Here is a 24,788-nt window from a genome sequence, read left to right on the forward strand (position 1 = left end):
CGGCGGAGCGCTCATGCGAGTGCCCCGCCGTACAGAGCCTGAGTTAGTAGACGCAAGTCAAGTCAGAATCTCTAAGGAGACAGACCAGTGGCCAAGGCCAAGTTCGAGCGGAACAAGCCGCACGTGAACATCGGCACCATTGGGCACATCGACCACGGCAAGACCACTCTGACCGCGGCGATCACCAAGGTGCTTCACGACCGCCTCCCGCAGCTCAACGAGGCGACCCCGTTCGACAAGATCGACAAGGCGCCCGAGGAGAAGGCTCGCGGCATCACCATCTCGATCTCCCACGTCGAGTACCAGACCGAGAAGCGCCACTACGCCCACGTGGACTGCCCCGGTCACGCCGACTACGTGAAGAACATGATCACCGGTGCCGCCCAGATGGACGGTGCGATCCTGGTGGTCGCGGCCACCGACGGCCCGATGCCGCAGACGAAGGAGCACGTCCTCCTGGCCCGCCAGGTCGGCGTTCCCTACATCGTCGTCGCGCTGAACAAGTCGGACATGGTGGACGACGAGGAGATCCTGGAGCTCGTCGAGCTCGAGGTCCGCGAGCTGCTGTCGGCTCAGGAGTTCCCCGGCGACGACGTGCCGGTCGTCCGCGTCTCGGCGCTGAAGGCGCTCGAGGGCGACGAGAAGTGGGGCGACGCCATCATCGAGCTGATGACGGCTGTCGACGACAACGTCCCCGAGCCGGTCCGTGACACCGACAAGCCGTTCCTGATGCCGATCGAGGACGTCTTCTCGATCACCGGTCGCGGCACCGTCGTCACCGGCCGTATCGAGCGCGGCATCGTCAAGGTCAACGAGACCGTCGACATCATCGGCATCAAGGAGAAGGGCACCACGACGACCGTCACCGGCGTCGAGATGTTCCGCAAGCTCCTCGACGAGGGCCAGGCCGGTGACAACGTCGGTCTGCTCCTGCGCGGCATCAAGCGCGAGGACGTCGAGCGCGGTCAGTGTGTCATCAAGCCGGGCACGACCACCCCGCACACCGAGTTCGAGGCGCAGGTCTACATCCTGAACAAGGACGAGGGCGGCCGCCACACGCCGTTCTTCAACAACTACCGTCCTCAGTTCTACTTCCGTACGACTGACGTGACCGGCGTGGTGAACCTCCCCGAGGGCACCGAGATGGTCATGCCGGGCGACAACACTGAGATGCGCGTCGAGCTCATCCAGCCGATCGCCATGGAAGAGGGTCTGAAGTTCGCGATCCGCGAGGGTGGCCGCACCGTCGGCGCCGGTCGCGTGACCAAGATCATCAAGTAGGACCGTTGCCGGGCGGCGGTCGGGTCCGTCCAGGCAGTGTCAGACGGCACTGCCGAGGGGCCTGACCGCCGCACCGCGAAGGGGCCGCCAGCCGGCCCCGCCCACGGGCGACGACACCGTGATCTCGCAGTCGTCTCGGCCGGAACGGCCGAGGGCACTGCCAGATCACGGTTCGGCTGGGTGGGATGACCTGCGGCGTAGGGCGAAATGCCCTATCGGCCGCGTGAAGCTTTATACGACGACAGCGAAGGACACCGAGGCCATCATGGCGGGACAGAAGATCCGCATCCGGCTCAAGGCGTATGACCACGAGGTCATCGACAGCTCGGCCAAGAAGATCGTCGAGACGGTGACGCGGACCGGTGCCAAGGTCGCTGGCCCGGTGCCGCTTCCGACCGAGAAGAACGTGTACTGCGTCATCCGGTCGCCGCACAAGTACAAGGACAGCCGCGAGCACTTTGAGATGCGCACCCACAAGCGGCTGATTGACATCATCGACCCCACGCCGAAGACGGTCGACTCGCTCATGCGCCTCGACCTGCCCGCCGGCGTCGACATCTCGATCAAGCTCTAAGGAACGCACTGACATGGCTAAGCAGATCAAGGGCGTCCTGGGCAAGAAGCTCGGCATGACCCAGGTCTTCGACGAGGCGAACCGGGTGGTCCCGGTGACCGTTGTCGAGGCCGGTCCGTGCGTGGTGTCCCGGGTTCGCACCCCTGAGAAGGACGGCTACTCGGCGATTCAGCTCGGGTACGGCCAGATCGACCCGCGCAAGGTCAACAAGCCGCTGGGCGACTACCTGCGTAAGCACGACATCACGCCCCGCCGTTACTTTGTCGAGGTCCGGACCGACGACGCCTCCGAGTACACGCTCGGACAGGAGATCCTCGCCGACACCTTCGAAGCCGGGCAGTACGTGGACGTCACCGGCAAGAGCAAGGGCAAGGGCTTCGCGGGTGTCATGAAGCGCCACAACTTCGGTGGTCTGAGCGCTTCGCACGGTACCCAGCGCAAGCACCGCTCGCCGGGCTCCATCGGCGGCTGCGCCACCCCTGGCCGCGTTTTCAAGGGCCTGCGCATGGCCGGTCGGATGGGCAACGTCCGCACGACTATTCAGAGCCTCACGGTCCACGCCGTCGACGCCGAGAAGAACCTCATCCTGATCAAGGGTGCGATTCCCGGCCCCAACGGCAGCCTCGTCCTCATCCGCACCGCCGCCAAGAAGGGGGTTGCCGCCAAGTGAACAGCATTGACGTCCTCGACGCGACCGGTGCCAAGACGGACACCGTGGACCTGCCCGCGGAGATCTTCGGCGCCAAGGTCAACGTGCCGCTGATCCACCAGGTCGTGGTCGCGCAGCTCGCGGCGGCCCGGCAGGGCACCCACTCCACCAAGACCCGCGGCGAGGTCCGCGGCGGCGGCAAGAAGCCGTACCGCCAGAAGGGCACCGGCCGCGCCCGCCAGGGCTCGACCCGCGCACCGCAGTTCGCCGGTGGTGGCACCGTGCACGGGCCCAAGCCCCGCTCGTACGACCAGCGGACGCCCAAGAAGATGAAGGCGGCCGCGCTGCGCGGCGCCCTGTCCGACCGGGCCGGCTTCGGTCGCATCCACGTGGTGACCGACTTCAACACCGGTGAGACGCCCAAGACCAAGGTGGCCCTGGAGGCGCTGCGCAAGGTCACCCAGGCCCGCCGGGTGCTGGTGGTCCTGGACGCGAACGACGAGGTCACCTGGTTGAGCCTGCGCAACGTGCCCGAGGTTCACCTCCTGGACGCGGGTCAGCTCAACACCTACGACGTGATGTGCAGCGACGACGTGGTCTTCACCCGCGAGGCGTACGACCAGGTCGTGGCCCGGCTGGCGAACAGCGGGAAGGAAGAGGCCTGATGGAGAAGATCACCGACCCGCGCGACATCATCGTCAAGCCGATCGTCTCGGAGAAGAGCTACGGCCTGATCGATGAGCACAACCAGTACACGTTCCTGGTGCGCAAGGACGCGAACAAGACCCAGGTGAAGATCGCCGTTGAGCAGATCTTCGGGGTCAAGGTGACCAGCGTGAACACGATCAACCGGCAGGGCAAGCGCAAGCGGACCCGCCAGGGTTACGGGCAGCGTCCGGGCTCCAAGCGCGCGATCGTGAGCCTGGCCGAGGGTGAGCGGATCGACATTTTCGGTCAGATCGGCTAACGCGGCGGGATCGCCACCATGTCAGCGCCGGGGGGACCGCCGTGAGGCGGACCCCGACCGGTACGAACCGACAAAGGATGAACGAAAGAGATGGGCATCCGTAAATACAAGCCGACGACCCCGGGTCGCCGCGGCGCGAGCGTCTCGGACTTCTCCGAGATCACGCGCAGCACACCGGAGAAGTCGCTGCTTGCTCCCCTGCACAACAAGGGCGGTCGTAACGTCCACGGCCGGATTACCGCCCGGCACCAGGGAGGCGGGCACAAGCGCGCCTACCGGATCATCGACTTCCGTCGCCACGACAAGGACGGAATCCCGGCCAAGGTCGCGCACATCGAGTACGACCCGAACCGGACCTCCCGGATCGCGCTGCTCCACTACGCCGACGGCGAGAAGCGGTACATCATCGCCCCCGTCGGACTGAAGCAGGGGGACCACGTCGAGAACGGTCCCGGCGCCGACATCAAGCCGGGCAACTGCCTGCCGCTCCGCAACATCCCGACCGGTACCTTCATCCACGCGGTGGAGCTCCGTCCGGGCGGTGGCGCCAAGCTGGGCCGCAGCGCCGGCGCGCAGATCCAGCTCCTCGCCAAGGAGGGCAACTACGCCACGCTGCGGATGCCGTCCGGTGAGATGCGCCAGGTCGACGTGCGTTGCCGGGCCTCCGTGGGCCAGGTCGGCAACACCGAGCAGGGCAACATCAGCATCGGCAAGGCCGGCCGTAACCGGTGGAAGGGCAAGCGCCCCACGGTCCGCGGTGTCGCCATGAACCCGGTCGATCACCCGCACGGTGGTGGTGAGGGCAAGACCTCCGGTGGTCGCCACCCGGTGAACCCGAAGGGCAAGCCCGAGGGCCGTACCCGTCAGCCGAACAAGGCGAGCGACCGGCTGATCATCCGTCGTCGGAGCAAGAGGAAGAAGCGGTAGGAGCAGCCGACATGCCACGTAGCCTCAAGAAGGGTCCCTTCGTGGACGACCACCTGATGAAGAAGGTGGACGCCCAGAACGAGAAGGGCACCAAGACCGTCATCAAGACGTGGTCGCGGCGTTCCATGATCGTGCCGGACATGATCGGTCACACGATCGCCGTGCACGACGGCCGCAAGCACGTCCCGGTCTTCGTCTCCGAGTCGATGATCGGTCACAAGCTCGGAGAGTTCGCCCCGACGCGGACGTTCCGCAGCCACGTCAAGGAAGACCGCCGCAGCCGGCGGTAAGCGCCTTCAAGTAAGCATCAGAGGAGACAGCGATGGAAGCCAGGGCACAGGCGCGGTACGCGCGCCACACGCCCCGGAAGGCCCGCCGCGTGGTGGACCTCATTCGCGGGCTGCCCGCTTCGGAGGCGCAGGCCGTGCTGCGGTTCGCTCCCCAGGCGGCGAGCGAGACGGTTTACAAGGTGCTCTCGAGCGCGATCGCGAACGCCGAGCACAACTTCAAGCTCGACCGGGACACACTGGTCGTGAGCCGCGCGTGGGTCGACGAGGGACCGACGCTGAAGCGGTTCCGCCCGCGCGCCCAGGGTCGTGCCTATCGGATCAACAAGCGGACCAGCCACATCACCGTGATCGTGGAGTCCCGCGAGCCGAAGGGGAGGACCCGCTAGTGGGCCAGAAGGTTAACCCGCACGGGTTCCGCCTTGGTATCACGACCGACTTCAAGAGCCGGTGGTACGCCGACAAGCTGTACAAGTCGTACGTCGCCGAGGACGTGGCGATCCGCCGCATGCTGCAGAAGGGCATGGAGCGGGCCGGCATCTCCAAGGTCGAGATCGAGCGCACCACCGACCGCGTTCAGGTCGACATCCACACCGCCCGGCCGGGCATCGTCATCGGCCGCCGCGGCGCGGAGGCCGACCGCATCCGCGGCGACCTGGAGAAGCTGACCAAGAAGCAGGTCCAGCTCAACATCCTCGAGGTGAAGAACCCCGAGATCGACGCGCAGCTCGTCGCGCAGGGCGTGGCCGAGCAGCTGTCCAGCCGCGTCTCGTTCCGGCGGGCGATGCGCAAGGCCATGCAGTCCGCGATGAAGAGCGGGGCCAAGGGCATCCGGGTCCAGTGCTCGGGCCGTCTGGGCGGCGCCGAGATGTCGCGCTCGGAGTTCTACCGCGAGGGCCGGGTGCCGCTGCACACGCTGCGCGCGGACATCGACTTCGGCTTCTACGAGGCCCGCACCACCTTCGGCCGCATCGGCGTGAAGGTGTGGATCTACAAGGGTGAGGCCCCGACGAGCCGCGCCGAGCGTGAGGCGGCCGCTGCGGCCGCGGCCGGCGCCCGGGCGGGCCAGCGCCGTGAGGACCGTCGTGGCGGCGGCGAGCGCCCCCGTCGTGGCGGTGGCGGCGAGCGTCCGCGCCGGGGCGGCGCGGGCCGCGGGGACCGTGCCGGCCGGGGCGAGGGCCCCAGGACCGACGCAAGCAGGAGCGAGGCGGCTTCGCAGGCCGCCCCCGAGACCGGCCCGGCGCAGCAGCCGGGTGCTGAAGGGAGCTGACCATGCTGATCCCGCGCAGGGTCAAGCACCGCAAGCAGCACCGGCCTGACCGCAGCGGCGCCGCCAAGGGTGGCACCCGGGTCGTGTTCGGCGAGTTCGGCATCCAGGCGCTTGAGCACGCCTACGTGACGAACCGCCAGATCGAGGCCGCGCGTATCGCCATGACCCGGCACATTCGCCGTGGTGGAAAGGTCTGGATCAACATCTTCCCGGACCGTCCGCTCACGAAGAAGCCCGCCGAGACCCGGATGGGTTCCGGTAAGGGCTCGCCGGAGTGGTGGATCGCCAATGTCAAGCCCGGCCGCGTCATGTTCGAGCTGTCCGGCGTCGCCGAGCCCGTGGCCCGTGAGGCCATGCGGCGGGCGATGCACAAGCTCCCGATGAAGTGCCGGTTCGTCAAGCGTGAAGTGGGTGAGGCGTGATGGCTAAGGGTCTGACCGCCGCTGAGCTGCGGGTGGAGGACCAGGACGTCCTGGTCCAGAAGCTGAAGGAAGCCAAGGAGGAGCTGTTCAACCTCCGCTTCCAGGCGGCGACCGGCCAGTTGGAGAGCCACGGGCGGCTCCGTGCCGTCCGCCGCGAGATCGCCCGTATCTACACCGTGATGCGCGAGCGCGAGCTCGGCATCGTCACGGTCGAGAAGGAGTCGAGCGATGGCTGAGACAACCGAGGCAACTGAGACGACCGAGGCGACCGAGGCCGGTCGCCAGGCCGCGCGGAACTACCGCAAGACCCGTGAGGGTCTGGTGGTCAGCGACAAGATGGACAAGACCGTCGTCGTCGCTGTCGAGGACCGCGTGAAGCACCCGCTGTACGGCAAGGTCATCCGTCGGACGACCAAGTACAAGGCCCACGACGAGCAGAACGCGTGCGGCGTCGGCGACCGCGTCCTCCTGATGGAGACCCGGCCGATGTCCGCCACCAAGCGCTGGCGAGTCGTCGAGATCCTCGAGAAGGCCAAGTAACACGAACGCGCCTCGTGGGGGGTGGGCGGACCACCCCCCACGACGGTGTCCAAGGGGCCGGGCGGATCACCCGCACGGCCCGCCCGCGGCGGCGGTCGTACGGCTGTCGCCGGGGGAACAAGACCACATCAGGTTCCGCCAGGCTCACCCGCGAGGGTGAGAACCGGCGCGACACACAGGAGTTGACGTGATCCAGCAGGAGTCGCGGCTCAAGGTCGCCGACAACACGGGTGCGAAGGAGATTCTCTGCATCCGTGTTCTCGGTGGCTCGGGTCGGCGCTACGCGGGAATCGGCGATGTCATCGTTGCTACGGTGAAGGACGCCATTCCCGGCGGAGGCGTGAAGAAAGGCGACGTTGTCAAGGCTGTCGTGGTGCGCACCGTGAAGGAGCGCCGCCGCCCCGACGGCTCCTACATCCGCTTCGACGAGAACGCGGCGGTCATCATCAAGGACAGCGGCGACCCTCGGGGCACCCGCATCTTCGGCCCGGTGGGCCGGGAGTTGCGTGACAAGAAGTTCATGCGCATCATCTCGCTCGCCCCGGAGGTGCTGTGATGCCGACGCCGAAGCTGCATGTGAAGAAGGGTGACCTTGTCCAGGTCATCGCCGGCAAGGACAAGGGCGCCAAGGGCCGTGTGATCGCCGCCTACCCGCGCGACCAGCGCGTGGTGGTCGAGGGTGTGAACATGATCAAGAAGCACTCCAAGGTGACCCACCAGGGCCCGCGCGGCGCCAAGGAGGGCGGCGTGCAGACCATGGAGGCCCCCATCCACGTGAGCAACGTCAAGAAGCTCAAGGACGAGGACAAGGCCGAGAAGAAGTCCGCCGGCAAGGACGAGTCCGGCGCGGCGGGTGAGGACAGCTGATGACCGCCACGACTGAAGAACGCGTCGTTCCGCGCCTCAAGCAGCGCTACCGCGAGGAGATCATCGCGAAGCTGCGTGAGGAGTTCGGGATCGAGAACATCATGCAGGTGCCCACGATCACCAAGATCAAGGTGAACATGGGCGTCGGCGAGGCCGCCCGCGACTCGAAGCTCATCGAAGGCGCCGTTCGCGACCTCACCGCGATCACCGGTCAGAAGCCGGCCGTCGCCCGTGCCCGCAAGTCCATCGCGCAGTTCAAGCTGCGCGAGGGCATGCCGATCGGCGCGCACGTGACGTTGCGTGGCGACCGCATGTGGGAGTTCCTCGACCGCCTGCTGTCCCTGGCGCTGCCGCGCATCCGGGACTTCCGCGGCCTGTCGCCGAAGCAGTTCGACGGCAACGGCAACTACACGTTCGGTCTGACCGAGCAGGTCATGTTCCACGAGGTGGACCAGGACAAGGTCGACCGGCAGCGGGGCATGGACATCACGGTCGTGACCACCGCGAAGAACGACGAGCAGGGCCGGGCGCTGCTGAAGCTCCTCGGATTCCCCTTCAAGGAGGCCTGATCATGGCGAAGACGTCGCTGAAGGTCAAGGCAGCGCGCAAGCAGAAGTTCGAGGTCCGGGCGTACACTCGTTGCTCCCGCTGTGGCCGGCCCCGCGCTGTCTACCGCAAGTTCGGGCTGTGCCGCGTGTGCTTCCGTGAGATGGCGCACCGCGGCGAGCTGCCCGGCATCACCAAGTCGAGCTGGTAAGCCCCGCCGGGCTGCCGGCCGTACGTCAGAAGTAGTAACCAACCGGGCGCTGCTCGCAGCGCCCACGACCGCACCGAAGGTCCGCCGCGTGTCGAAGACACGAAACGAACCGGGCGGAAACCGCGGTGAGGAAGGCCACCGGCCATGACGATGACCGACCCGATCGCAGACATGTTGACGCGTCTGCGCAACGCGAACTCGGCCTATCACGACAGCGTGACCATGCCCTACTCCAAGATCAAGGCCCACATCGCCGAGATCCTGCAGCAGGAGGGCTACATCCAGGCCTGGAGCGTCGAGGACGCCAAGGTCGGCAAGAACCTCGTGGTGGAGCTCAAGTTCGGGCCCACCCGGGAGCGTGCGCTCGCGGGCCTGCGCCGGGTGTCGAAGCCCGGTCTGCGGGTCTATGCAAGGAAGGACAATCTGCCTCGAGTCCTGGGCGGGCTGGGCGTCGCGATCATTTCGACGTCCAGCGGCCTGATGACCGACAGGCAGGCCGGCAAGCGTGGAGTGGGCGGGGAAGTCCTCGCCTACGTCTGGTAACGAGGGGAGGAACCACAGCATGTCGAGAATCGGACGGCTGCCCATCCCCGTACCGTCGGGTGTCGAGGTCACCATCAACGGCCGGGATGTCCAGGTCAAGGGGCCGAAGGGCACGCTCGCTCACACCGTCGTCGATCCGATCGAGGTCGCCAGGGCCGAGGACGGCGCCATCGCCGTCACCCGCCCGAACGATGAGAACAAGGTTCGTGCGCTTCACGGGCTGTCTCGGACGCTCATCGCCAACATGGTGACGGGTGTGACGCAGGGGTACACGAAGACGCTGGAGATCGTGGGCGTCGGTTACCGTGTCCAGGCCAAGGGCCCGAACCAGCTCGAGTTCTCGCTGGGCTTCAGCCACCCGGTGGTCGTGGACGCTCCTGAGGGCGTCACCTTCCGCGTCGAGAAGCCGACGCTGTTCCACGTGGACGGCATCGACAAGCAGAGGGTCGGCGAGGTCGCCGCGAACATCAGGAAGTTGCGCAAGCCGGACCCGTACAAGGGCAAGGGCGTGCGCTACCAGGGTGAGGTTATCCGCCGCAAGGTCGGAAAGGCTGGTAAGTAGGCATGGCTGGGAAGACTGCGTTCGGCAAGCACACCGCCGCCCGCACGGTCTCGCGGGCCCGCCGGCACCGTCGCGTCCGGAAGAAGGTCGTCGGCACGGTGGAGCGTCCGCGCCTGGTCGTCAACCGGTCCACGCGGCACCTGTTCGTGCAGATCGTCGACGACACCAAGGGCCACACGCTGGTGAGTGCGTCCACCATGGACGCCTCGCTGCGCGGCGCGGAGGGCGACAAGACCGAGAAGGCGAAGAAGGTCGGCGAGCTTCTCGCTCAGCGGGCCAAGACCGCCGGGATCACCGCTGTCGTTTTCGACCGCGGTGGCAACCGCTACGCGGGGCGCCTCGCGGCCCTCGCGGACAGCGCCCGTGAAGGCGGGCTGGAGTTCTGATGACCTCGGCCCGTGACATGAGCAACGAGAAGAGGAACCACTGATGGCTGCAGCTCCGCGTCGCGGTGCGGGCGGCGGTGGCGAGCGGCGGGACCGTCGTGACGATCGCCGCGGCGGCGCCGCCGACAAGGGCGTCTCGTACATCGAGCGCGTCGTAAAGATCAACCGAGTGGCCAAGGTCGTCAAGGGCGGCCGGCGCTTCAGCTTCACCGCGCTGGTCGTCGTCGGCGACGGCAACGGCATGGTCGGAGTCGGGTACGGCAAGGCCAAGGAGGTGCCCGCGGCGATCGCCAAGGGCGTCGAGGAGGCCAAGAAGCACTTCTTCAAGGTGCCCCGCATCCAGGGCACGATCCCGCACACCGTGCAGGGCGAGGAAGCCGCCGGCGTCGTTCTGCTGCGTCCGGCCTCGCCCGGTACCGGTGTCATCGCGGGTGGCCCGGTGCGTGCGGTCCTGGAGGCCGCCGGGATCCACGACGTGCTGTCGAAGTCGCTCGGCTCCCAGAACCCGATCAACATCGTCCACGCCACCGTGCGGGCTCTGAAGGACCTGAGCCGTCCCGAGGAGATCGCCGCCCGCCGTGGGCTGCCGATCGAGGACGTCGCGCCCAAGGCCATGCTCAAGGCGCGTGCCGAGGGTCTCGCCGAGGCCGCAGCGGCGGCGAAGGCGGTGAGCTGACGGATGGCCCGACTGAAGATCACCCAGCTCCGGTCGAAGATCGGTGGCAAGCAGAACCAGCGTGACTCGCTGCGCTCGCTGGGTCTGAAGCGGATCGGCGACGTCGTCATCAAGGAGGACCGCCCGGAGATCCGGGGCATGGTCGCCACGGTGGCGCACCTCGTCCACGTCGAAGAGGTCGATTAGGCATGACTGAGAACGCTCCTCTCAAGATTCACGACCTCCGTCCCGCCCCCGGCGCCAACAAGGCCAAGGTCCGTAAGGGTCGCGGCGAGGCTTCCAAGGGCAAGACGGCCGGTCGCGGCACCAAGGGCACCAAGGCCCGTAAGACCGTCGCCCTCGGCTTCGAGGGTGGCCAGATCCCGCTCCAGCGGCGGCTGCCGAAGCTGAAGGGCTTCTCCAACGCCCTGTTCAAGACGACCTACCAGGTCGTCAACCTGGACAGGCTCGGCGAACTGTTCCCGGCCGGTGGGACCGTGACCCTCGACGACCTGGTCGCCAAGGGTGCGGTGCGCAAGAACCAGCCCGTCAAGGTGCTGGGAACCGGTGACATCTCCGTGGCGTTGAACGTGCAGGCGCACGCATTCTCGGCCACCGCCAAGGAGAAGATCGCCGCCGCCGGTGGTTCGGTATCCGAGCTGTAGACACAGCTGGGGTCTGGCCAAGGATGTGCGGAGGCGCGGAGGTTCGTTATGAGCCTCCGCGCCCGTAGTGCGTTAGAGTTCGCTGGGCAGCGAGTTGACTCGCTGTTCGGCCTGACTTGTTGGCAAGAAGAAATGTCGATGGTCGCCCCCCAGCCCATCGCCGACCATTACCGCGTCTCTGGCGCGCAGGAGGGACCGTGCTAACCGCGATTACCCGGGCATTCCGGACGCCGGACCTGCGCAAGAAGTTGCTCTTCACCTTGGGCATCATCGTGCTGTTCCGGCTGGGCTCGGTGCTTCCCACGCCCGGCGTCAACTCCGAGAACGTCGCCAAGGCGCTGGAGCAGGCGCAGGCCGGAGAGTCCAACAACATCTACGGGATGGTGCAGTTGTTCAGCGGCGGCGCGCTGCTGAGACTCTCAGTCTTCGCGCTGGGCATCATGCCGTACATCACCGCGAGCATCATCTTGCAGTTGCTCGTTGTGGTGATCCCCCGTCTTGAGGCCCTGAAGAAGGAGGGCCAGGCGGGCACCGCGAAGATCACACAATACACCCGATATCTGACCATCGGGCTCGCCGTGCTCCAGTCGACTGCTTTCGTAGCTCTGGCGCGCTCGGGGCAACTCTTCCCGAACAGCAACCTGCCGGTCCTGCTGAGCAATGACGTCTTCCCGCTCGTGACCATGGTGATCACGATGACGGCTGGCACCGCCGTGATCATGTGGCTGGGTGAGCTGATCACCGACCGCGGTATCGGAAACGGCATGTCGGTCCTGATCTTCGCGCAGGTCATCGCGGTCTTTCCTGCCGAACTGATCAACATCTACCGGCTCAGCCCGTTCAAGTTCGCCGTCGTGATGATCACCGGTATCGCGATGATCGCGTTCGTGGTGTTCATCGAGCAGGCGCAGCGCCGCGTCCCGGTCCAGTACGCCAAGCGCATGGTGGGCCGGCGGATGTACGGCGGGACCTCGACCTACATCCCGCTGAAGGTGAACCAGGCCGGCATCATCCCGGTCATCTTCGCCTCGTCGCTGATGTACCTGCCGCAGTTGGCGGTCACCATGTGGGGCAACAGTGAGAAGCCCAACGTGGTGGTCGAGTGGCTGGCGCAGAACCTGATGCAGGGCGATCACCCCGTCTACGCGAGCGTGTACTTTCTGCTGATCATTTTCTTCACGTACTTCTACGTGTCGATTACCTTCAACCCCACTGAAGTGGCCGACAACATGAAGAAGTACGGTGGGTTCATCCCGGGCATCCGTCCGGGCAGGCCGACCGCCGAGTATCTGGGCTTCGTGCTCAACAGGCTCACGGCCACAGGCGCTCCGTATCTGGGTTTCATCTCGCTGATCCCGGTCGTCGCGCTTGGGGCGGTCGGCGCCAGCGCGAACTTCCCGTTCGGAGGGACCAGCATTCTGATCATGGTTGGTGTGGGCCTGGACACGGTCAAGCAGATCGAAAGCCAGCTTCAGCAGCGTAACTACGAGGGCTTCCTGAGATAGTGCGCCTCGTCTTGGTCGGGCCCCCCGGAGCGGGTAAGGGGACGCAGGCCCAGTTCATCGCATCGCACCTGTCGATCCCGAAGATATCGACCGGTGACATCTTCCGCGCCAACGTGTCGGGGGGCACGCCCCTCGGCAAGCTCGCCAAGGAGTACATGGACCGCGGCGACCTCGTCCCCGACGAGGTGACGGTCGCCATGGTCCGAGACCGCCTGTCGGAGGACGACGCGCAGGAGGGCTTCCTCCTCGACGGCTTCCCGCGCAACGTGCCCCAGGCGGAAGTGCTCAAGAAAATGCTGGCCGAGTTCGGCACGACACTCGACCTGGTCCTCGAGTTGGTCGTCGACGACGATGAGGTCGTCAGGCGGCTGGCCGGCAGACGCACCTGCCGCTCCTGCGGCAAGGTATGGCACGTGCTGTTCGATCCGCCGGCGGAACCGGGTGTCTGCGACGCCTGCGGCGGCGAGTTGTTCCAGCGCGACGACGATCGGGAGGAGACCATCAGGCACCGCCTGGAGGTCTACCAGGAGCAGACGGCTCCGCTGGTCGCCTTCTACGCCGACGAGGGCATCCTCGTGGGGGTGGACGCGACCGGGCCCGTCGAGGAGGTAACCCAGCGGGCGATGGCCGTACTGCGACGGTTCGCCGACTAGGGGACCGCCTGGCAGGGGCTGTCCGTCGCGAGCGTGGGCCGCGCGGACCAGGGCTGGTTTGCCGGACGCGACCGAGTTGCTTACTCAAGGCGTGAACGCCACTCCAATGTATGGAGTGGCGTTCAGTCTTATATGGGACAATTGACACGAGGGGGTGCGAATACGTGTTCAAGAAGAGCCGGCACGGGATCCAGATCAAGAGCGCCGAACAGCTGGACAAGATGCGTGCCGCGGGACTGGTGGTGGCCAGGACGCTGGAGCTGCTCCGGGCGGCCGTGGAACCCGGGCTCACCCCTCTCGATCTCGATGCCGTCGCGGAGAAGGCCATTCGGGATGAGGGTGCGATCCCGTCGTTCAAGGGGTACCAGGGCTTTCCCGCCACGATCTGCGCCTCGGTGAACGAGGAGGTCGTTCACGGCATCCCGACGGACCGCCGGAAGCTGCGCGAGGGCGACGTCATCTCCATCGACTGCGGCGCGATCCTGGACGGCTGGCACGGAGACTCGGCCATCACGGTTCCGGTCGGCGAGGTCGACCCGAAGCTGACCGAGCTGATGCGGGTCACCGAGGAGGCCATGTGGCGGGGCATCTCGGCCCTGCGGGTCGGCGGCCACCTGTCGGACATCGGCTTTCGGATCGAGCGCTACGTTCGCTCTCAGGGCCGCTACGGGATCCCGCCTGAGTACGGCGGGCACGGGATCGGCACCGAGATGCACATGGACCCGTGGGTGGCCAACCACGGTAAGCCCGGCCGGGGACCGCGCTTCGAGGTGGGCATGTGCTTCGCGGTCGAGCCCATGGTCAACCTCGGCACAGAGCGCACGAAGGTTCTCGCGGACGACTGGACCGTGATCACGCTTGACGGCAGGGCCTCGGCGCACTTCGAGCACAGCGTCGCGGTGACCGAGGACGGCCCGCTGGTGCTTACCGCCCTTGACGGAGGTGCCTCCCGATTCGGGCCGCACCACACGGCGGACGCGGAGACAGCCGAGGATCAGGCAACCGGCGAAACCTGAACTGCGTGGCACGCGGCAGCCAAGAAGGCTCCATAATAGTCTTATCGCTCTATCAGCGGGAGTTGGTGATGGCGGCAACGCCGGAGATGCGCGCCTCCGACGGCGACCGAGACCGGGTCGCCGCCGCGCTGCGGGAGCACATGGCGGAGGGCAGGCTCGACGTTGACGAGTTCAACGAACGGCTGGAGCGGGTGTATGAGAGCCGCACCTACGGCGAACTCGCCCGGCTCACCGTCGACCTGCCCGAGATCGATCTGCACACGCTGCCCGCCACGGTCGGCAGGAGCGGTGACCAGCCGCGTCCGCGTGACAAGGGCCGGGCCGGGTTGAAGGCCGCCTGGGGCGTGTGGGCGACGGTCAGCATGATCAACTGGGCGGTCTGGCTGGTCGCGATCATCGGTGCCGGCCACCTGATCTATCCGTGGCCGCTGTGGGTGATGGGCCCGTGGGGCATCGTTCTGCTGATGGGCACGATCTTCGGCGACGGCCAGGCGCGCCGCCGGTCCTGATCCTCGCCGCTGCTCCTGATCACTCCGGGGGAGAGGGTCCCGTCGGTCCCTCGTCGGAGGTTCGTTTCGCATTCCGGGCCGTGTTGTCGTAGACTCCTTTGTCGGTTCACTATGACCTTATGCGCCAAGGCGGCCTGGCTGGCCGCCGCTCTCTGGAAGCGCCCGAAAGGTCGCGGCTACTTAGTGTTCCGAAGCCTCTGACGATCGATCAGTGAAACGCGAGGGCCATGGCCAAGAAAGACGGCGCCATCGAGATTGAGGGCACTGTGATCGAGTCACTCCCGAACGCCATGTTCCGGGTGCAGCTCGACAACGGCCACAAGGTCCTTGCCCACATCAGCGGACGGATGCGGATGCACTACATCCGAATCCTCCCCGACGACCGAGTTGTGGTCGAACTGAGTCCCTACGACCTGAGTCGTGGTCGGATCGTCTACCGGTACAAGTAGGTTCCCCCTCTCAGGAGGGCGGACCGCGCGGAACGAATTAGGACTATGAAGGTCAAGCCGAGCGTCAAGAAGATCTGCGACAAGTGCAAGGTGATCCGCCGGCACGGTCGCGTCATGGTGATCTGCGACAACCTGCGCCACAAGCAGCGCCAGGGCTAGTCGAGTCGCAGCGGCCCCGCTGAGCCCGCTCTGGTGGCGGACTCGAGGCACGTGGGGCCGGACAACAGAAATCGCGTCTCACACCCGCGCAGGCGGTTTCCGGAAGCGGAAGCCGTACCACGTGGGAGACCCCCGGTCGGAGGCCGGGGCCCTCGCCCCGGGCATGGGGAGGGGAGTCGAGGCGCAGGACCTCCGCCATACCGAAGGAGAATGCCCGACCATGGCCCGCCTGGTTGGCGTCGACCTCCCCCGCGACAAGCGGCTGGAGATCGCTCTCACCTACATTTTCGGAATCGGCCGCACCCGCGCCCAGGAGATCCTGGAGGCGACGGGCATCAGCCCCGACCTGCGTGTCCACCAGCTCACCGATGCCGAGCTGGTCCCGATGCGTGACTTCATCGAGGCGAACTACAAGATCGAGGGTGACCTCCGCCGCGAGGTTCAGGCCGACATCCGCCGCAAGATCGAGATCGGCTGTTACCAGGGCATCCGGCACCGCAAGGGGCTGCCCGTCCACGGCCAGCGGACGCAGACGAACGCCCGCACCCGCAAGGGCAAGAAGAAGACCGTGGCCGGCAAGAAGAAGCCGGGCAAGAAGTAGTCCTAGTAGCCACCATTCCAGGAGATAGCGCTTAAATGCCGCCGAAGAGCCGCCAGGGCGCACCGAAGAAGGTGCGCCGCAAGGAGAAGAAGAACGTCGCTCACGGGCACGCCCACATCAAGAGCACGTTCAACAACACGATCGTTTCGATCACCGACCCCAACGGGAACGTGATCTCCTGGGCCAGCGCCGGTCACGTCGGGTTCAAGGGCTCCCGCAAGTCCACCCCGTTCGCCGCGCAGATGGCTGCCGAGAACGCCGCTCGCCGGGCCATGGAGCACGGCATGCGCAAGGTCGACGTGTTCGTCAAGGGTCCCGGCTCCGGTCGGGAGACCGCGATCCGTTCGCTCCAGGCCACCGGCCTGGAGGTCGGGTCCATCCAGGACGTCACCCCCGTTCCGCACAACGGCTGCCGCCCGCCCAAGCGCCGTCGCGTCTGAGCTCAGGAGATAGAAAGAAATGGCTCGTTACACGGGTCCGGACTGCAAGCTCTGCCGCCGTGAGAAGACGAAGCTCTTCCTCAAGGGCAAGAAGTGCGAGTCCGCCAAGTGCCCCATCGAGATCCGTCCTTACCCGCCGGGTGAGCACGGCCGCGGCCGTCCGAAGGAGTCTGAGTACCAGCTCCAGCTTCGTGAGAAGCAGAAGACCCGCCGCATCTACGGCGTCCTCGAGAAGCAGTTCCACAACTACTACGAGGAAGCCAACCGCAAGGCAGGAAAGACCGGTGAGAACCTCCTCCAGATCCTGGAGAGCCGTCTCGACAACGTGGTCTACCGCGCCGGTTTCGCCGAGTCGCGCGACGCCGCCCGCCAGCAGGTGCGCCACGGCCACTTCCTGGTGAACGGCAGGAAGGTCGACATCCCGTCGTACCGGGTGCGCGAGCACGACATCATCGAGGTGCGCGAGAAGGCTCGGGGCCTCATGCCGTACGAGGTCGCGCGCGCGGTCGCCGGCGACAAGACCGTCCCGGCGTGGCTGGGCGTGTCCGCCGAGCAGATGCGCGTCCTCGTGCACCAGCTCCCGGTCCGCCAGCAGATCGACACGCTGGTCCAGGAGCAGCTGATCGTCGAGCTCTACTCGAAGTAGTAGGGCTCGTGGCCAGGGCTCGCGGTTAGAGCCCGCGGTCTCAGATATCGCATGGCGCCGTACGGCCCGCCCCGCGCGAGCCGTACGGCATCATGGTTGTAAGCGAGTGGCGTCAAATAGCGGGCGTCACCGTAATTCGGGACAGGGAGTTCCCACATGCTGATCGCACAGCGCCCGAGCCTCCAGGAGGAGACGCTCGAGGAGCACCGGTCCAGGTTCGTCATCGAGCCGCTGGAGCCGGGCTTCGGTTACACCATCGGCAACTCGCTGCGGCGCACGCTGCTGTCCTCCATTCCGGGGGCGGCCGTCACGAGCATCCGCATCGAGGGCGTGCTGCACGAGTTCTCGACCGTGCCGGGGGTCAAGGAAGACGTCACCGACATCATCCTGAACCTCAAGTCGCTGGTCGTCTCGTCCGAGCACGACGAGCCCGTGGTGATGTACCTCCGCAAGCAGGGCCCCGGTGAGGTCACCGCCGCCGACATCGCGCCTCCGGCCGGTGTCGAGGTGCACAACCCCGACCTGCACATCGCCACGCTGAACGGCAAGGCGAAGCTGGAGATGGAGCTGACCGTCGAGCGCGGTCGTGGCTACGTCTCCGCGGCGCAGAACAAGCAGCCGGGTCAGGAGATCGGCCGGATTCCGATCGACTCGATCTACTCTCCGGTGCTCAAGGTCACCTACAAGGTCGAGGCCACCCGTGTCGAGCAGCGCACGGACTTCGACCGTCTGATCCTCGACGTCGAGACCAAGCCGTCCATGAAGCCCCGCGACGCGGTGGCCTCGGCCGGTAAGACCCTGGTCGAGCTGTTCGGCCTGGCTCGTGAGCTCAACGTCGAGGCCGAGGGCATCGACATCGGCCCGTCGCCGACCGACGCCGCCCTCGCCGCCGATCTGGCACTGCCGATCGAGGAGCTGAACCTCACGGTCCGCTCCTACAACTGTCTCAAGCGCGAGGGCATCCACACCGTGGGTGAGCTCGTCGCCCGCAGCGAGCAGGACCTCCTCGACATCAGGAACTTCGGCGCCAAGTCGATAGAGGAAGTCAAGCAGAAGCTGCACGAGATGGGCCTCGCTCTCAAGGACTCCCCGCCCGGATTCGACCCCACCGCGGTCGCCGGCGCCGGGTTCGACGACGAGGACGGCGGCTTCATCGAGACCGAGCAGTACTGACCTGCGCGGTTCGTCGATCCGCTGATCACAACTGTCCGTCTCAGCTCGATGAACTGATGAGACGGCGATGACAAGTCACGACCGGTTCGCCGGTCGGCCCGACCCCGGTACCTCATACGGCCGGGGCGGGTTATTCATGAGGAGCATGAAATGCCCAAGCCCACCAAGGGCGCCCGTCTCGGCGGCAGCCCGGCGCACGAGCGGCTGATCCTGGCGAACCTCGCCACCCAGCTGTTCCAGCACGGCCGGATCCGCACCACCGAGGCCAAGGCCAAGCGTCTCCGCCCGCTCGCGGAGAAGCTGATCACCAAGGCGAAGAAGGGCGACATCCACAACCGGCGCCAGGTGCTGACCGTCGTCCGGGACAAGAGCGTCGTCCACCACCTCTTCACCGAGATCGCGCCGACGTTCGCCGAGCGTCCCGGTGGCTACACCCGGATCACCAAGCTCGGTCCGCGCCGTGGCGACGCCGCGCCGATGGCCGTCATCGAGCTGGTGAGCGAGCCGATGAACGCGGTCCGCGTCGGGCGTACGGCTCCCGCCGAGGCGGCAGAGGCGGCCGAGCAGGGCCAGACGGAGGCGCCGGCTCAGGAGAGCGCCGCTCAGGAGGCACCGGAGGCCGCCGTCGCGGAGTCCGCTGAGGCCGCCGTACCCGCCGAGGGCAGCGGAGAGACCAAGGCCTGATTTGCGGCATGGTGCGCGGACCCAGTTTCCCCTCGGGAAACTGGGTCCGCTTTTCGTTGTACGGCTGCCTGAGGGAGGAGCTTCGTGGATCGAGACGTACGGCTGAGGCTGGACCTGGGCTATGACGGCACCGAGTTCTCCGGATGGGCCAAGCAACCCGGACGGCGCACCGTCCAGGGCGAGTTGGAGGACGCCTTCGGCCGGATCCTGCGACTGGAGGTCCCGCCCGCGCTGACCGTCGCCGGCCGCACCGACGCGGGAGTCCACGCCCGTGGCCAGGTCGCGCACGTGGACGTCCCCATGTCCGCGTTGGCCGCGGTCGGCATGCGCCAGTCGGCAGCTCCCCACGGCATGGCCCAGGGAGGGAGCGAGGCGTCCACCGGTTCGGCCGCGGGGGCGGCCGCCGGCTTGATCAGGAGGCTGGCCGGTGTGTTACCGCCAGATGTCCGGGTTCATGCCGTCTCCGTCGCTCCTGAGGGCTTCGACGCCCGGTTCTCCGCGCTTTCCCGCCGGTACGGCTACCGCGTGTGCGACGCGCCCGGGGGCGTCGATCCCCTGCGCCGCCGCGAGGTGCTCTGGCACAGCCGTCCGCTGGACGTCGAACTCATGAACGCGGCGGCCGTCCGGTTGCTGGGGGAGCACGACTTCGCCGCCTTCTGCAAGCGCCGTGAGGGCGCCACCACGATCCGTGAGCTGCGGCGGCTCGACCTGGACCGGGGAGCCGACGGGATCATCCTCGCGACCGTGGCGGCCGACGCGTTCTGCCACTCGATGGTCAGGGCTCTGGTGGGCTCCCTGCTGGTGGTCGGAGAGGGCAGGCGGCCGGTCGGGTGGCCGGGGGAGGTGCTGGGCAGAGCCGTACGCGACTCGGGCGTGCATGTCGCGCCCGCGCACGGCCTGACGCTGGAGGAGGTGCGCTATCCGGCCGAGGCCGAGTTGGCCCGGCGCGCCCTGCAGACGCGCCGGGTCCGCACGCTCAGCCGGTGACGCGCTTTTCGATCACCTTGGCGGTGTGATCGCGGAAGGCTCCGCTGATCGGCCCCAGGGTCTTGTCCTTGTCATCAGGGGTGTGACCGTCGGCGTAGGTGGCGTAGCTGAAGACGACGTAGCGCCCCCACACCATGCCGGCCGCGTAGCCGCCGGAGATCGAGACCCGGTCGGCGCGGCTGGCCCGGCTGCCGTCGAGACCGCGGAACCACACGTTGCCGCCGAGGTCCTTGGCCTGGTCGACGGCGAGCGCGGCCTCCTTGGAGGGGAGCACGGCGATGCCCGTCGTGACGGCGTACTCCCGCTTGCCGTCCACATAGGTGGCGCGAACCACGCGCCGGCACTGGTGCTGCTCGAGGGCCCTGGCGAAGGCACCGGCGGCTGCGCGCTCGCACTTCTCGGTGATGCCGACCTTCACTCGCCGGTATGTGCGCCCGGCGAGGGTGATCTTCTGCTCGGGGAACGTTTCGGAGACGGTCAGCGTCCGCGGGTCGGTCGTCTCGGAGTCCAGGATCGCGGAGGCGGCGCCGGTCTGCTGGGGGAAGGCGGTCGCGTCGGGATCCGGGGCGGAGGCGTCCGTGGTGGGAGCGACGGTGGCTCCCGCCGTCCCGCCGTTCGCGGAGCCGCCCGGCTGGTCGGCGTAGGCGAAGTAGGCCGCCGTGCCGATCGCGCCGATCACGACCACGGAGCAGGCGGTGAGCAGCACCTTCCGCAGGCCGCCGCCCCCGCCGTCGGTCGTGGCGGCCCCCGGGGATCCGTTGCCCGGCCCGCCCGGCACGCCCCGTGTGGCCTCCGACGGCGGCACGGCCGGTCCGAACCCCGGTGGCGGGGACGGCTTGCCGGCCCGGGCCGGCGTCACCGGGGTAAAGGCGAACGGCGTCGAGTCGGGTGCCGGGGAGCCGGACGGGAGCCCCTGCTGGGACACCGCTGGAGGCGGCATGGGCCCAGCGGGGGGTGCTGCGGCGGGAATCGGTCCTGGGGGCGTCTGGAGGGATGTCTGGGGCCGCACCTCTCGCGGGGCATCGGACGGCGCTCCTCCCCCCGCAGGGAGCGCCCGCGTCTCCGGCGTCTCCCGCGGCGCGGGGACGCCGATCGGCATGCCGTCCGTGCTGTGTGCGGGCTCATGCGCGGATCCGGTGCCGGCAGCGTCGGCGGCGATCTGCGAGGGGGCCATGTCGGTCGGCTGGCGGGCCGGGGCCCCGTCCGGTGGCGGGACCTGCGCCTGTGGCGGCCCGGCCGATGTCGCCTCGGCCCCGCGCTGCGGGTGCCTCTGGTCGTCCCCGTGCGAAGTGGGTGGCGGCGAAGTGGGCGGCGGGGAAGGGGGCGGCGGCCATGGGGCGCCGAACGGACGGGTGACGGCGGCGGTGGGCGCGCCGGGCCAGGCGGCGGGCGACGGATGGTCGGGCTCACCCGGCAGCCGGGGCGGCCACGCGGGAAACTCGGGGGGACCCGGCATACGGAAGCGCGCGGTGTCGTCGGGTTGCGGGGTTTCGGGGGGCTGTGGGGTTTCGGGCGGCTGAGGAGACTGCCCGTACGGTCGTTGGTCCCCCTGCGTCGGGGCACCTCCGTAGATCGGCTGATATCCCTGTGCTTCCTGACGCCAGTACGCCTGATGATGCCCCGGGGCCTGGGCCTGGACATGGCCGTAGGTCCAAGTGGTATCGACAGTGCCGTGCTCATTTGGGCTGCCCGCAATGCCGGGGGCTCCCGGAGCGTCTGCCGGCGCCTGGCCGAAGCTCGGCGGTGGCATGGGCGGCGCCGCCGAGCCCTCGGCGTCGGACTCGCGGCGAGTCCACGCCGGGTCGTTTTCGTGCTCGGAACCGGAATCCTGGCCACGCATACGCGGAAGCGTATAGGCGCACGCGAGATCGACGTGCCGCTATGGGCGTTTCCGTATCTGCCCCGGCGGCGGCCCGCCCCCCGCTTCCATCGCCCAGAACGACGCGTCGACCGGCCGGTTTCAGGTGCGGCGACCCGTCAGCGAGCGGTGCTCCAGGGCCGGGAAGACGGTTTTGTCAGCGATGTCCGCGGCGGCTTGATACAGCAGCTTCTGCTCGGCCTTGGTGGGCTTGTGGCCATCCTTGAACTGGAACCACAGCAGAACCGCGTAGTGGCCGTACGCCCAGCCGCCGGCGTACGCATCCCCGGCGCCGCCCAGGTGCTTGGTGGCGTCGTCCTTGCCGGGCAGGGGCTTGAGGTAGTCAGTGCGCTGGGCGCCCCCGCCCGCCGAGGTGACCTTCTTGGCGTGGGCCGAGGTCGTGAGGTTGGCCACGCCCACCGTGCCGATGATCGTGCCCTTCGCGTCGGCGAAGCTCGCCCGGATGAGCTGGGTGCACCTGCCCGCCTTGAGCGCTTTCTGGATCTTCGCGCCGGAGACCCCGTCGGTGCAGGTCTTCTCCTTGCGGCGCACGGTCATGACATACGCCCGTCCGCTCCTGCCGAACTTCTTGTCGCCGAAGACCTCCCCGAGGGTCAGGGGCATCTTGTCGGTGGCCCGCGAGCCGGCGAAGCCGTACTTGCCCTTGGGCGCCTCCGGCACCTGGAGCGTCGGCGTGGGCAGGGCGCGCGGCGCCGGCGGCTTCTCGCTGCGCGCCGCGACCCACAGCCCGAGGAAGAGCGCCCCGATCAGGGCCAGCAGGGCGCAGCCGAGCACGACTGGGCGACGCCACAGGGGAGCCGGAGCGTACGGATCCCATTCCGGCCCCCCGTACTGGGGTGAGGACGTGCGTTCCGGCAGCGGTCGGTCGGCGGCCGCCGCCTGGTCCGGCTGTTCTCGGCGCCGGCCGGCGTACGGCGAGCTCTCGCCGGGTTCCTCCTGCCCGGCTTCCGGCGGTCCGCCGTCCCGGCTCTGCCACGGCGTCTCGTAGGGATTGCCATAGGGGTTCTCCCGAGACGCGCCGTACGGGGAGGCGTTGCCGTACGGGGAGGTGCCCTGTGGACTCGGCGGAGGCGGTGACGATGGTGCAGGCGGTGACGATGGCGCAGGCGGTGCAGGCGGCTGGCGGGGTGTTAGCGGATCGCCGGGGTAACCCATGCCCCGAGATTAGTCGGCTGGCCGGACACGGGAGGAACGGTCAGGAATAACCGAAGTCCTCGGTCCACCAGGGGCCGCCCGGCCCCATGTTCACCCCGACGCCGGTCGCGACCAGGCGGCAGTTGAGGATGGTCGTCCGGTCCTGGCGGTCGGCCATCCAGCCTCGTACGACTTCCTGGGCGGTCTGGTAGCCACGGGCGATGATCTCCGCGCCGCTGTTGGTGTATCCGGCCGCGGCCATGCGGTCCCAGGGCGTGGCGCCGTTCGGGGAAGAATGATCGAAATGGTTGGCGGCCGCCATCTCGGCCGAGTGGGCGCGGGCGGACCTGACCAGACGGCGGTCCATCCGCAACGGCGCGCAGCCGCGCCTGGCACGCTCGGCATTGACCAGTCGTACGACCTGCCGCTCCAGCGAGGGGAAGACGTCCGAGCCGACGCCGCCGTCGGCCGTCCCACCGGTGTTCTCCCGGCCGAGCGTGCTCCACAGCGGACTCCCGCCATCCGAGCCGTCGATCATGTTGGAGGGGCGGCGCGGTCGCGAGCGGGGAGTCGGAGAGGCCTTGGCCGCCTGCCCTGTCCTGGGCGTGTCGGTGCGCATCACGTGGTCGAGCGGCGGGCGGTCCTTTGAGGGAGCGGGCGGGGCGCTCTCCACCGGGGTGGGGGAGGGAGCCTGGTTGCGCAGATAGACGTCGTCCATGTCCTCTCTGGGCGAGGTCACCCGGCCGATGACTACGCCGATCAGCAGGATCGCCGTTGAGCACGCGAGCAGACCCAAAAGAGTCCCGCGCCGGGGCGTCCGTTGGGTATGCCGGTTGTGAGGGGGCTGCCACATACCGCAGTCAAATATAGGGATGTCGGGGAGAGGGAGGTAAGTGTCGGCAGATATGGATTTGATGAACGTTCAAAAGCCGTCCTGCCGACGGCTGAGCCCGGTGCCCGGGCTGCTGTTTTGACCGGGGGTCGGGAGGCCGGTAGTCTGCTAGTTCGTTGTGTGTGGATCGGTCTGCTCGATCGCGGACCGGTGCACGGCGCGTCCGGCGTCTTCTCCCGTACATGTGGAGACGGAGGTTGTGTCGTGCCTGCGCAACCTACCGAGTGTTCACATCCCGACAGAAGGCAGCACTGCCGTGCGCACGTTCTCACCGAAGCCCAACGACGTCGAGCGTCAGTGGTACGTCATCGACGCCACCGACGTCGTGCTCGGCCGGCTGGCCAGTCAGGTAGCGACCCTGCTCCGTGGCAAGCACAAGCCGATCTTCGCTCCGCATGTCGACACCGGTGACTTCGTCGTCGTCGTCAACGCCGACAAGGTCGCACTGTCCGGCAACAAGCTTCAGCAGAAGAAGGCCTACCGCCACTCGGGCTACCCCGGCGGTCTCCGTGCCGTCACCTACGGCGAGCTCATGGAGAAGCGTCCCGACCGGGCCGTGGAGAAGGCGGTCCGCGGCATGCTGCCCAAGAACTCGCTCGGCCGGAAGATGGCGAAGAAGCTCAAGGTCTACGCCGGCCCCGAGCACCCGCACCAGGCCCAGCAGCCGGTGCCGTACCAGATCACCCAGATCGCCCAGTAATCGCCGAGC

The 24,788-nt window shown here is 67.7% G+C and carries 38 protein-coding genes; 35 read left to right on the top strand and 3 right to left on the bottom strand.

All coding sequences use genetic code 11. The annotated features are described in order from the left end of the window. Window positions 1-87 precede the first annotated feature (87 nt). The 34 genes from tuf to truA all read left to right on the top strand — a co-directional run bounded on the left by tuf (window position 88) and on the right by truA (window position 20,174). Window positions 88-1,281, top strand: coding sequence for an elongation factor Tu (tuf, locus tag Mth01_RS09345; protein ID WP_204014518.1), 1,194 nt, complete (start codon window positions 88-90; stop codon window positions 1,279-1,281). Between the two features lie 265 nt (window positions 1,282-1,546). Beyond that, a complete protein-coding gene (rpsJ, locus tag Mth01_RS09350) occupies window positions 1,547-1,855 on the top strand; it encodes a 30S ribosomal protein S10 (protein ID WP_012887830.1) in 309 nt (102 codons plus the stop codon). A 13-nt stretch (window positions 1,856-1,868) separates the two neighbouring features. Further along, window positions 1,869-2,525 carry a 50S ribosomal protein L3 gene (rplC, locus tag Mth01_RS09355; RefSeq protein WP_204014521.1) on the top strand — a complete coding sequence of 219 codons (657 nt, stop codon included), beginning with the start codon at window positions 1,869-1,871 and terminating at the stop codon, window positions 2,523-2,525. Further along, entirely contained in the window at window positions 2,522-3,169 is a 648-nt protein-coding gene (gene rplD / locus Mth01_RS09360) for a 50S ribosomal protein L4 (protein ID WP_204014523.1), read from the top strand. Before rplC ends, rplD begins: the two co-directional genes overlap by 4 nt. Next, the gene (gene rplW, locus Mth01_RS09365; RefSeq protein ID WP_204014525.1) at window positions 3,169-3,471 is read left to right on the top strand and encodes a 50S ribosomal protein L23; all 303 of its coding nucleotides are present in this window, start codon (window positions 3,169-3,171) and stop codon (window positions 3,469-3,471) included. Before rplD ends, rplW begins: the two co-directional genes overlap by 1 nt. Before the next feature lie 90 nt (window positions 3,472-3,561). Continuing rightward, a complete protein-coding gene (rplB, locus tag Mth01_RS09370) occupies window positions 3,562-4,398 on the top strand; it encodes a 50S ribosomal protein L2 (protein ID WP_204014527.1) in 837 nt (278 codons plus the stop codon). A gap of 11 nt (window positions 4,399-4,409) precedes the next feature. Continuing rightward, window positions 4,410-4,688, top strand: coding sequence for a 30S ribosomal protein S19 (rpsS, locus tag Mth01_RS09375; protein WP_204014529.1), 279 nt, complete (start codon window positions 4,410-4,412; stop codon window positions 4,686-4,688). Window positions 4,689-4,720: 32 nt separating this feature from the next. After that, a complete protein-coding gene (gene rplV, locus Mth01_RS09380; RefSeq protein ID WP_204014538.1) occupies window positions 4,721-5,074 on the top strand; it encodes a 50S ribosomal protein L22 in 354 nt (117 codons plus the stop codon). Continuing rightward, the gene (rpsC, locus tag Mth01_RS09385; RefSeq protein ID WP_204014540.1) at window positions 5,074-5,955 is read left to right on the top strand and encodes a 30S ribosomal protein S3; all 882 of its coding nucleotides are present in this window, start codon (window positions 5,074-5,076) and stop codon (window positions 5,953-5,955) included. Before rplV ends, rpsC begins: the two co-directional genes overlap by 1 nt. A gap of 2 nt (window positions 5,956-5,957) precedes the next feature. Continuing rightward, window positions 5,958-6,377 (top strand): 50S ribosomal protein L16, encoded by a 420-nt coding sequence (gene rplP, locus Mth01_RS09390; protein ID WP_204014543.1) that lies wholly within the window; start codon window positions 5,958-5,960, stop codon window positions 6,375-6,377. Next, complete coding sequence (gene rpmC, locus Mth01_RS09395) at window positions 6,377-6,613, top strand: 50S ribosomal protein L29 (RefSeq protein WP_055482779.1); 237 nt, start codon at window positions 6,377-6,379, stop codon at window positions 6,611-6,613. Before rplP ends, rpmC begins: the two co-directional genes overlap by 1 nt. After that, complete coding sequence (rpsQ, locus tag Mth01_RS09400) at window positions 6,606-6,917, top strand: 30S ribosomal protein S17 (protein ID WP_204014546.1); 312 nt, start codon at window positions 6,606-6,608, stop codon at window positions 6,915-6,917. Before rpmC ends, rpsQ begins: the two co-directional genes overlap by 8 nt. Before the next feature lie 187 nt (window positions 6,918-7,104). Further along, the gene (rplN, locus tag Mth01_RS09405; protein ID WP_036328509.1) at window positions 7,105-7,473 is read left to right on the top strand and encodes a 50S ribosomal protein L14; all 369 of its coding nucleotides are present in this window, start codon (window positions 7,105-7,107) and stop codon (window positions 7,471-7,473) included. A gap of 14 nt (window positions 7,474-7,487) precedes the next feature. Then, window positions 7,488-7,784, top strand: a complete 297-nt coding sequence (gene rplX, locus Mth01_RS09410; protein WP_204014737.1) for a 50S ribosomal protein L24 — start codon at window positions 7,488-7,490, stop codon at window positions 7,782-7,784. After that, on the top strand, window positions 7,784-8,353 hold the full coding sequence (rplE, locus tag Mth01_RS09415; protein WP_204014549.1) for a 50S ribosomal protein L5: 570 nt from the start codon (window positions 7,784-7,786) through the stop codon (window positions 8,351-8,353). Before rplX ends, rplE begins: the two co-directional genes overlap by 1 nt. Window positions 8,354-8,355: 2 nt before the next feature. Further along, window positions 8,356-8,541, top strand: a complete 186-nt coding sequence (locus Mth01_RS09420; RefSeq protein ID WP_030451489.1) for a type Z 30S ribosomal protein S14 — start codon at window positions 8,356-8,358, stop codon at window positions 8,539-8,541. A 144-nt stretch (window positions 8,542-8,685) separates the two neighbouring features. After that, entirely contained in the window at window positions 8,686-9,084 is a 399-nt protein-coding gene (rpsH, locus tag Mth01_RS09425) for a 30S ribosomal protein S8 (protein ID WP_204014552.1), read from the top strand. 19 nt (window positions 9,085-9,103) lie between these two features. Further along, entirely contained in the window at window positions 9,104-9,646 is a 543-nt protein-coding gene (gene rplF / locus Mth01_RS09430; RefSeq protein WP_204014554.1) for a 50S ribosomal protein L6, read from the top strand. Window positions 9,647-9,648: 2 nt separating this feature from the next. Next, the gene (gene rplR, locus Mth01_RS09435; RefSeq protein WP_204014556.1) at window positions 9,649-10,032 is read left to right on the top strand and encodes a 50S ribosomal protein L18; all 384 of its coding nucleotides are present in this window, start codon (window positions 9,649-9,651) and stop codon (window positions 10,030-10,032) included. Between the two features lie 43 nt (window positions 10,033-10,075). Further along, window positions 10,076-10,708 carry a 30S ribosomal protein S5 gene (rpsE, locus tag Mth01_RS09440; protein ID WP_062415242.1) on the top strand — a complete coding sequence of 211 codons (633 nt, stop codon included), beginning with the start codon at window positions 10,076-10,078 and terminating at the stop codon, window positions 10,706-10,708. Window positions 10,709-10,711: 3 nt separating this feature from the next. Continuing rightward, window positions 10,712-10,894, top strand: a complete 183-nt coding sequence (gene rpmD / locus Mth01_RS09445; RefSeq protein WP_204014558.1) for a 50S ribosomal protein L30 — start codon at window positions 10,712-10,714, stop codon at window positions 10,892-10,894. Window positions 10,895-10,896: 2 nt separating this feature from the next. Next, window positions 10,897-11,352, top strand: coding sequence for a 50S ribosomal protein L15 (rplO, locus tag Mth01_RS09450; protein WP_204014560.1), 456 nt, complete (start codon window positions 10,897-10,899; stop codon window positions 11,350-11,352). Window positions 11,353-11,549: 197 nt separating this feature from the next. Then, complete coding sequence (gene secY, locus Mth01_RS09455) at window positions 11,550-12,857, top strand: preprotein translocase subunit SecY (protein ID WP_204014740.1); 1,308 nt, start codon at window positions 11,550-11,552, stop codon at window positions 12,855-12,857. Next, on the top strand, window positions 12,857-13,510 hold the full coding sequence (locus tag Mth01_RS09460; RefSeq protein ID WP_204014562.1) for an adenylate kinase: 654 nt from the start codon (window positions 12,857-12,859) through the stop codon (window positions 13,508-13,510). Before secY ends, Mth01_RS09460 begins: the two co-directional genes overlap by 1 nt. 164 nt (window positions 13,511-13,674) lie before the next feature. Then, window positions 13,675-14,526: a type I methionyl aminopeptidase gene (gene map, locus Mth01_RS09465; protein ID WP_204014565.1), complete on the top strand. Its 852-nt coding sequence runs from the start codon at window positions 13,675-13,677 to the stop codon at window positions 14,524-14,526. Between the two features lie 68 nt (window positions 14,527-14,594). Further along, window positions 14,595-15,035: a DUF1707 SHOCT-like domain-containing protein gene (locus Mth01_RS09470; protein ID WP_204014568.1), complete on the top strand. Its 441-nt coding sequence runs from the start codon at window positions 14,595-14,597 to the stop codon at window positions 15,033-15,035. A gap of 227 nt (window positions 15,036-15,262) precedes the next feature. Beyond that, on the top strand, window positions 15,263-15,484 hold the full coding sequence (gene infA / locus Mth01_RS09475) for a translation initiation factor IF-1 (protein ID WP_030508344.1): 222 nt from the start codon (window positions 15,263-15,265) through the stop codon (window positions 15,482-15,484). A gap of 45 nt (window positions 15,485-15,529) precedes the next feature. Then, window positions 15,530-15,643 (top strand): 50S ribosomal protein L36, encoded by a 114-nt coding sequence (gene rpmJ, locus Mth01_RS09480; RefSeq protein WP_003956441.1) that lies wholly within the window; start codon window positions 15,530-15,532, stop codon window positions 15,641-15,643. Between the two features lie 220 nt (window positions 15,644-15,863). Continuing rightward, window positions 15,864-16,244 (top strand): 30S ribosomal protein S13, encoded by a 381-nt coding sequence (gene rpsM / locus Mth01_RS09485; RefSeq protein ID WP_204014571.1) that lies wholly within the window; start codon window positions 15,864-15,866, stop codon window positions 16,242-16,244. Window positions 16,245-16,279: 35 nt separating this feature from the next. Next, window positions 16,280-16,684 (top strand): 30S ribosomal protein S11, encoded by a 405-nt coding sequence (gene rpsK / locus Mth01_RS09490; RefSeq protein WP_020542285.1) that lies wholly within the window; start codon window positions 16,280-16,282, stop codon window positions 16,682-16,684. A 19-nt stretch (window positions 16,685-16,703) separates the two neighbouring features. Next, a complete protein-coding gene (gene rpsD, locus Mth01_RS09495; RefSeq protein WP_204014581.1) occupies window positions 16,704-17,330 on the top strand; it encodes a 30S ribosomal protein S4 in 627 nt (208 codons plus the stop codon). A gap of 156 nt (window positions 17,331-17,486) precedes the next feature. Next, window positions 17,487-18,503, top strand: a complete 1,017-nt coding sequence (locus Mth01_RS09500) for a DNA-directed RNA polymerase subunit alpha (protein WP_204014583.1) — start codon at window positions 17,487-17,489, stop codon at window positions 18,501-18,503. 150 nt (window positions 18,504-18,653) lie between these two features. Further along, entirely contained in the window at window positions 18,654-19,187 is a 534-nt protein-coding gene (rplQ, locus tag Mth01_RS09505; RefSeq protein WP_204014585.1) for a 50S ribosomal protein L17, read from the top strand. An 84-nt stretch (window positions 19,188-19,271) separates the two neighbouring features. Next, complete coding sequence (gene truA, locus Mth01_RS09510) at window positions 19,272-20,174, top strand: tRNA pseudouridine(38-40) synthase TruA (protein WP_204014587.1); 903 nt, start codon at window positions 19,272-19,274, stop codon at window positions 20,172-20,174. Here the strand turns inward: truA and Mth01_RS09515 are convergent. From Mth01_RS09515 to Mth01_RS09525, 3 genes are all read right to left on the bottom strand, one after another. Next, window positions 20,164-21,114 carry a hypothetical protein gene (locus Mth01_RS09515; RefSeq protein ID WP_204014589.1) on the bottom strand — a complete coding sequence of 317 codons (951 nt, stop codon included), beginning with the start codon at window positions 21,112-21,114 and terminating at the stop codon, window positions 20,164-20,166. The two genes, truA and Mth01_RS09515, sit on opposite strands and share 11 nt — an antisense overlap. Window positions 21,115-22,134: 1,020 nt before the next feature. After that, window positions 22,135-23,208 carry a hypothetical protein gene (locus Mth01_RS09520; RefSeq protein WP_204014591.1) on the bottom strand — a complete coding sequence of 358 codons (1,074 nt, stop codon included), beginning with the start codon at window positions 23,206-23,208 and terminating at the stop codon, window positions 22,135-22,137. A gap of 40 nt (window positions 23,209-23,248) precedes the next feature. Then, the gene (locus Mth01_RS09525) at window positions 23,249-23,983 is read right to left on the bottom strand and encodes a CAP domain-containing protein (RefSeq protein WP_204014593.1); all 735 of its coding nucleotides are present in this window, start codon (window positions 23,981-23,983) and stop codon (window positions 23,249-23,251) included. Window positions 23,984-24,335: 352 nt separating this feature from the next. On the opposite strand from Mth01_RS09525, the gene rplM reads away from it, so the two are divergent. Then, on the top strand, window positions 24,336-24,779 hold the full coding sequence (rplM, locus tag Mth01_RS09530) for a 50S ribosomal protein L13 (RefSeq protein WP_204014596.1): 444 nt from the start codon (window positions 24,336-24,338) through the stop codon (window positions 24,777-24,779). The last annotated feature ends 9 nt before the right edge of the window (window positions 24,780-24,788 follow it).

Source organism: Sphaerimonospora thailandensis, assembly GCF_016863115.1.
Lineage (GTDB): Bacteria > Actinomycetota > Actinomycetes > Streptosporangiales > Streptosporangiaceae > Sphaerimonospora > Sphaerimonospora cavernae.

Bases quoted from the DNA above. Each gene is read 5' to 3' on its own strand.
- rpsJ (WP_012887830.1), top strand. From the start codon at position 1,547: ATGGCGGGACAGAAGATCCGCATCCGGCTCAAGGCGTATGACCACGAG.
- rplC (WP_204014521.1), top strand. From the start codon at position 1,869: ATGGCTAAGCAGATCAAGGGCGTCCTGGGCAAGAAGCTCGGCATGACC.
- rplW (WP_204014525.1), top strand. From the start codon at position 3,169: ATGGAGAAGATCACCGACCCGCGCGACATCATCGTCAAGCCGATCGTC.
- rplB (WP_204014527.1), top strand. From the start codon at position 3,562: ATGGGCATCCGTAAATACAAGCCGACGACCCCGGGTCGCCGCGGCGCG.
- rpsS (WP_204014529.1), top strand. From the start codon at position 4,410: ATGCCACGTAGCCTCAAGAAGGGTCCCTTCGTGGACGACCACCTGATG.
- rplV (WP_204014538.1), top strand. From the start codon at position 4,721: ATGGAAGCCAGGGCACAGGCGCGGTACGCGCGCCACACGCCCCGGAAG.
- rplP (WP_204014543.1), top strand. From the start codon at position 5,958: ATGCTGATCCCGCGCAGGGTCAAGCACCGCAAGCAGCACCGGCCTGAC.
- rpmC (WP_055482779.1), top strand. From the start codon at position 6,377: ATGGCTAAGGGTCTGACCGCCGCTGAGCTGCGGGTGGAGGACCAGGAC.
- rpsQ (WP_204014546.1), top strand. From the start codon at position 6,606: ATGGCTGAGACAACCGAGGCAACTGAGACGACCGAGGCGACCGAGGCC.
- rplE (WP_204014549.1), top strand. From the start codon at position 7,784: ATGACCGCCACGACTGAAGAACGCGTCGTTCCGCGCCTCAAGCAGCGC.
- Mth01_RS09420 (WP_030451489.1), top strand. From the start codon at position 8,356: ATGGCGAAGACGTCGCTGAAGGTCAAGGCAGCGCGCAAGCAGAAGTTC.
- rpsH (WP_204014552.1), top strand. From the start codon at position 8,686: ATGACGATGACCGACCCGATCGCAGACATGTTGACGCGTCTGCGCAAC.
- rplF (WP_204014554.1), top strand. From the start codon at position 9,104: ATGTCGAGAATCGGACGGCTGCCCATCCCCGTACCGTCGGGTGTCGAG.
- rplR (WP_204014556.1), top strand. From the start codon at position 9,649: ATGGCTGGGAAGACTGCGTTCGGCAAGCACACCGCCGCCCGCACGGTC.
- rpsE (WP_062415242.1), top strand. From the start codon at position 10,076: ATGGCTGCAGCTCCGCGTCGCGGTGCGGGCGGCGGTGGCGAGCGGCGG.
- rpmD (WP_204014558.1), top strand. From the start codon at position 10,712: ATGGCCCGACTGAAGATCACCCAGCTCCGGTCGAAGATCGGTGGCAAG.
- rplO (WP_204014560.1), top strand. From the start codon at position 10,897: ATGACTGAGAACGCTCCTCTCAAGATTCACGACCTCCGTCCCGCCCCC.
- Mth01_RS09470 (WP_204014568.1), top strand. From the start codon at position 14,595: ATGGCGGCAACGCCGGAGATGCGCGCCTCCGACGGCGACCGAGACCGG.
- infA (WP_030508344.1), top strand. From the start codon at position 15,263: ATGGCCAAGAAAGACGGCGCCATCGAGATTGAGGGCACTGTGATCGAG.
- rpmJ (WP_003956441.1), top strand. From the start codon at position 15,530: ATGAAGGTCAAGCCGAGCGTCAAGAAGATCTGCGACAAGTGCAAGGTG.
- rpsM (WP_204014571.1), top strand. From the start codon at position 15,864: ATGGCCCGCCTGGTTGGCGTCGACCTCCCCCGCGACAAGCGGCTGGAG.
- rpsK (WP_020542285.1), top strand. From the start codon at position 16,280: ATGCCGCCGAAGAGCCGCCAGGGCGCACCGAAGAAGGTGCGCCGCAAG.
- rpsD (WP_204014581.1), top strand. From the start codon at position 16,704: ATGGCTCGTTACACGGGTCCGGACTGCAAGCTCTGCCGCCGTGAGAAG.
- Mth01_RS09500 (WP_204014583.1), top strand. From the start codon at position 17,487: ATGCTGATCGCACAGCGCCCGAGCCTCCAGGAGGAGACGCTCGAGGAG.
- rplQ (WP_204014585.1), top strand. From the start codon at position 18,654: ATGCCCAAGCCCACCAAGGGCGCCCGTCTCGGCGGCAGCCCGGCGCAC.
- Mth01_RS09515 (WP_204014589.1), bottom strand. From the start codon at position 21,114: ATGCCGCCTCCAGCGGTGTCCCAGCAGGGGCTCCCGTCCGGCTCCCCG.
- Mth01_RS09520 (WP_204014591.1), bottom strand. From the start codon at position 23,208: ATGGGTTACCCCGGCGATCCGCTAACACCCCGCCAGCCGCCTGCACCG.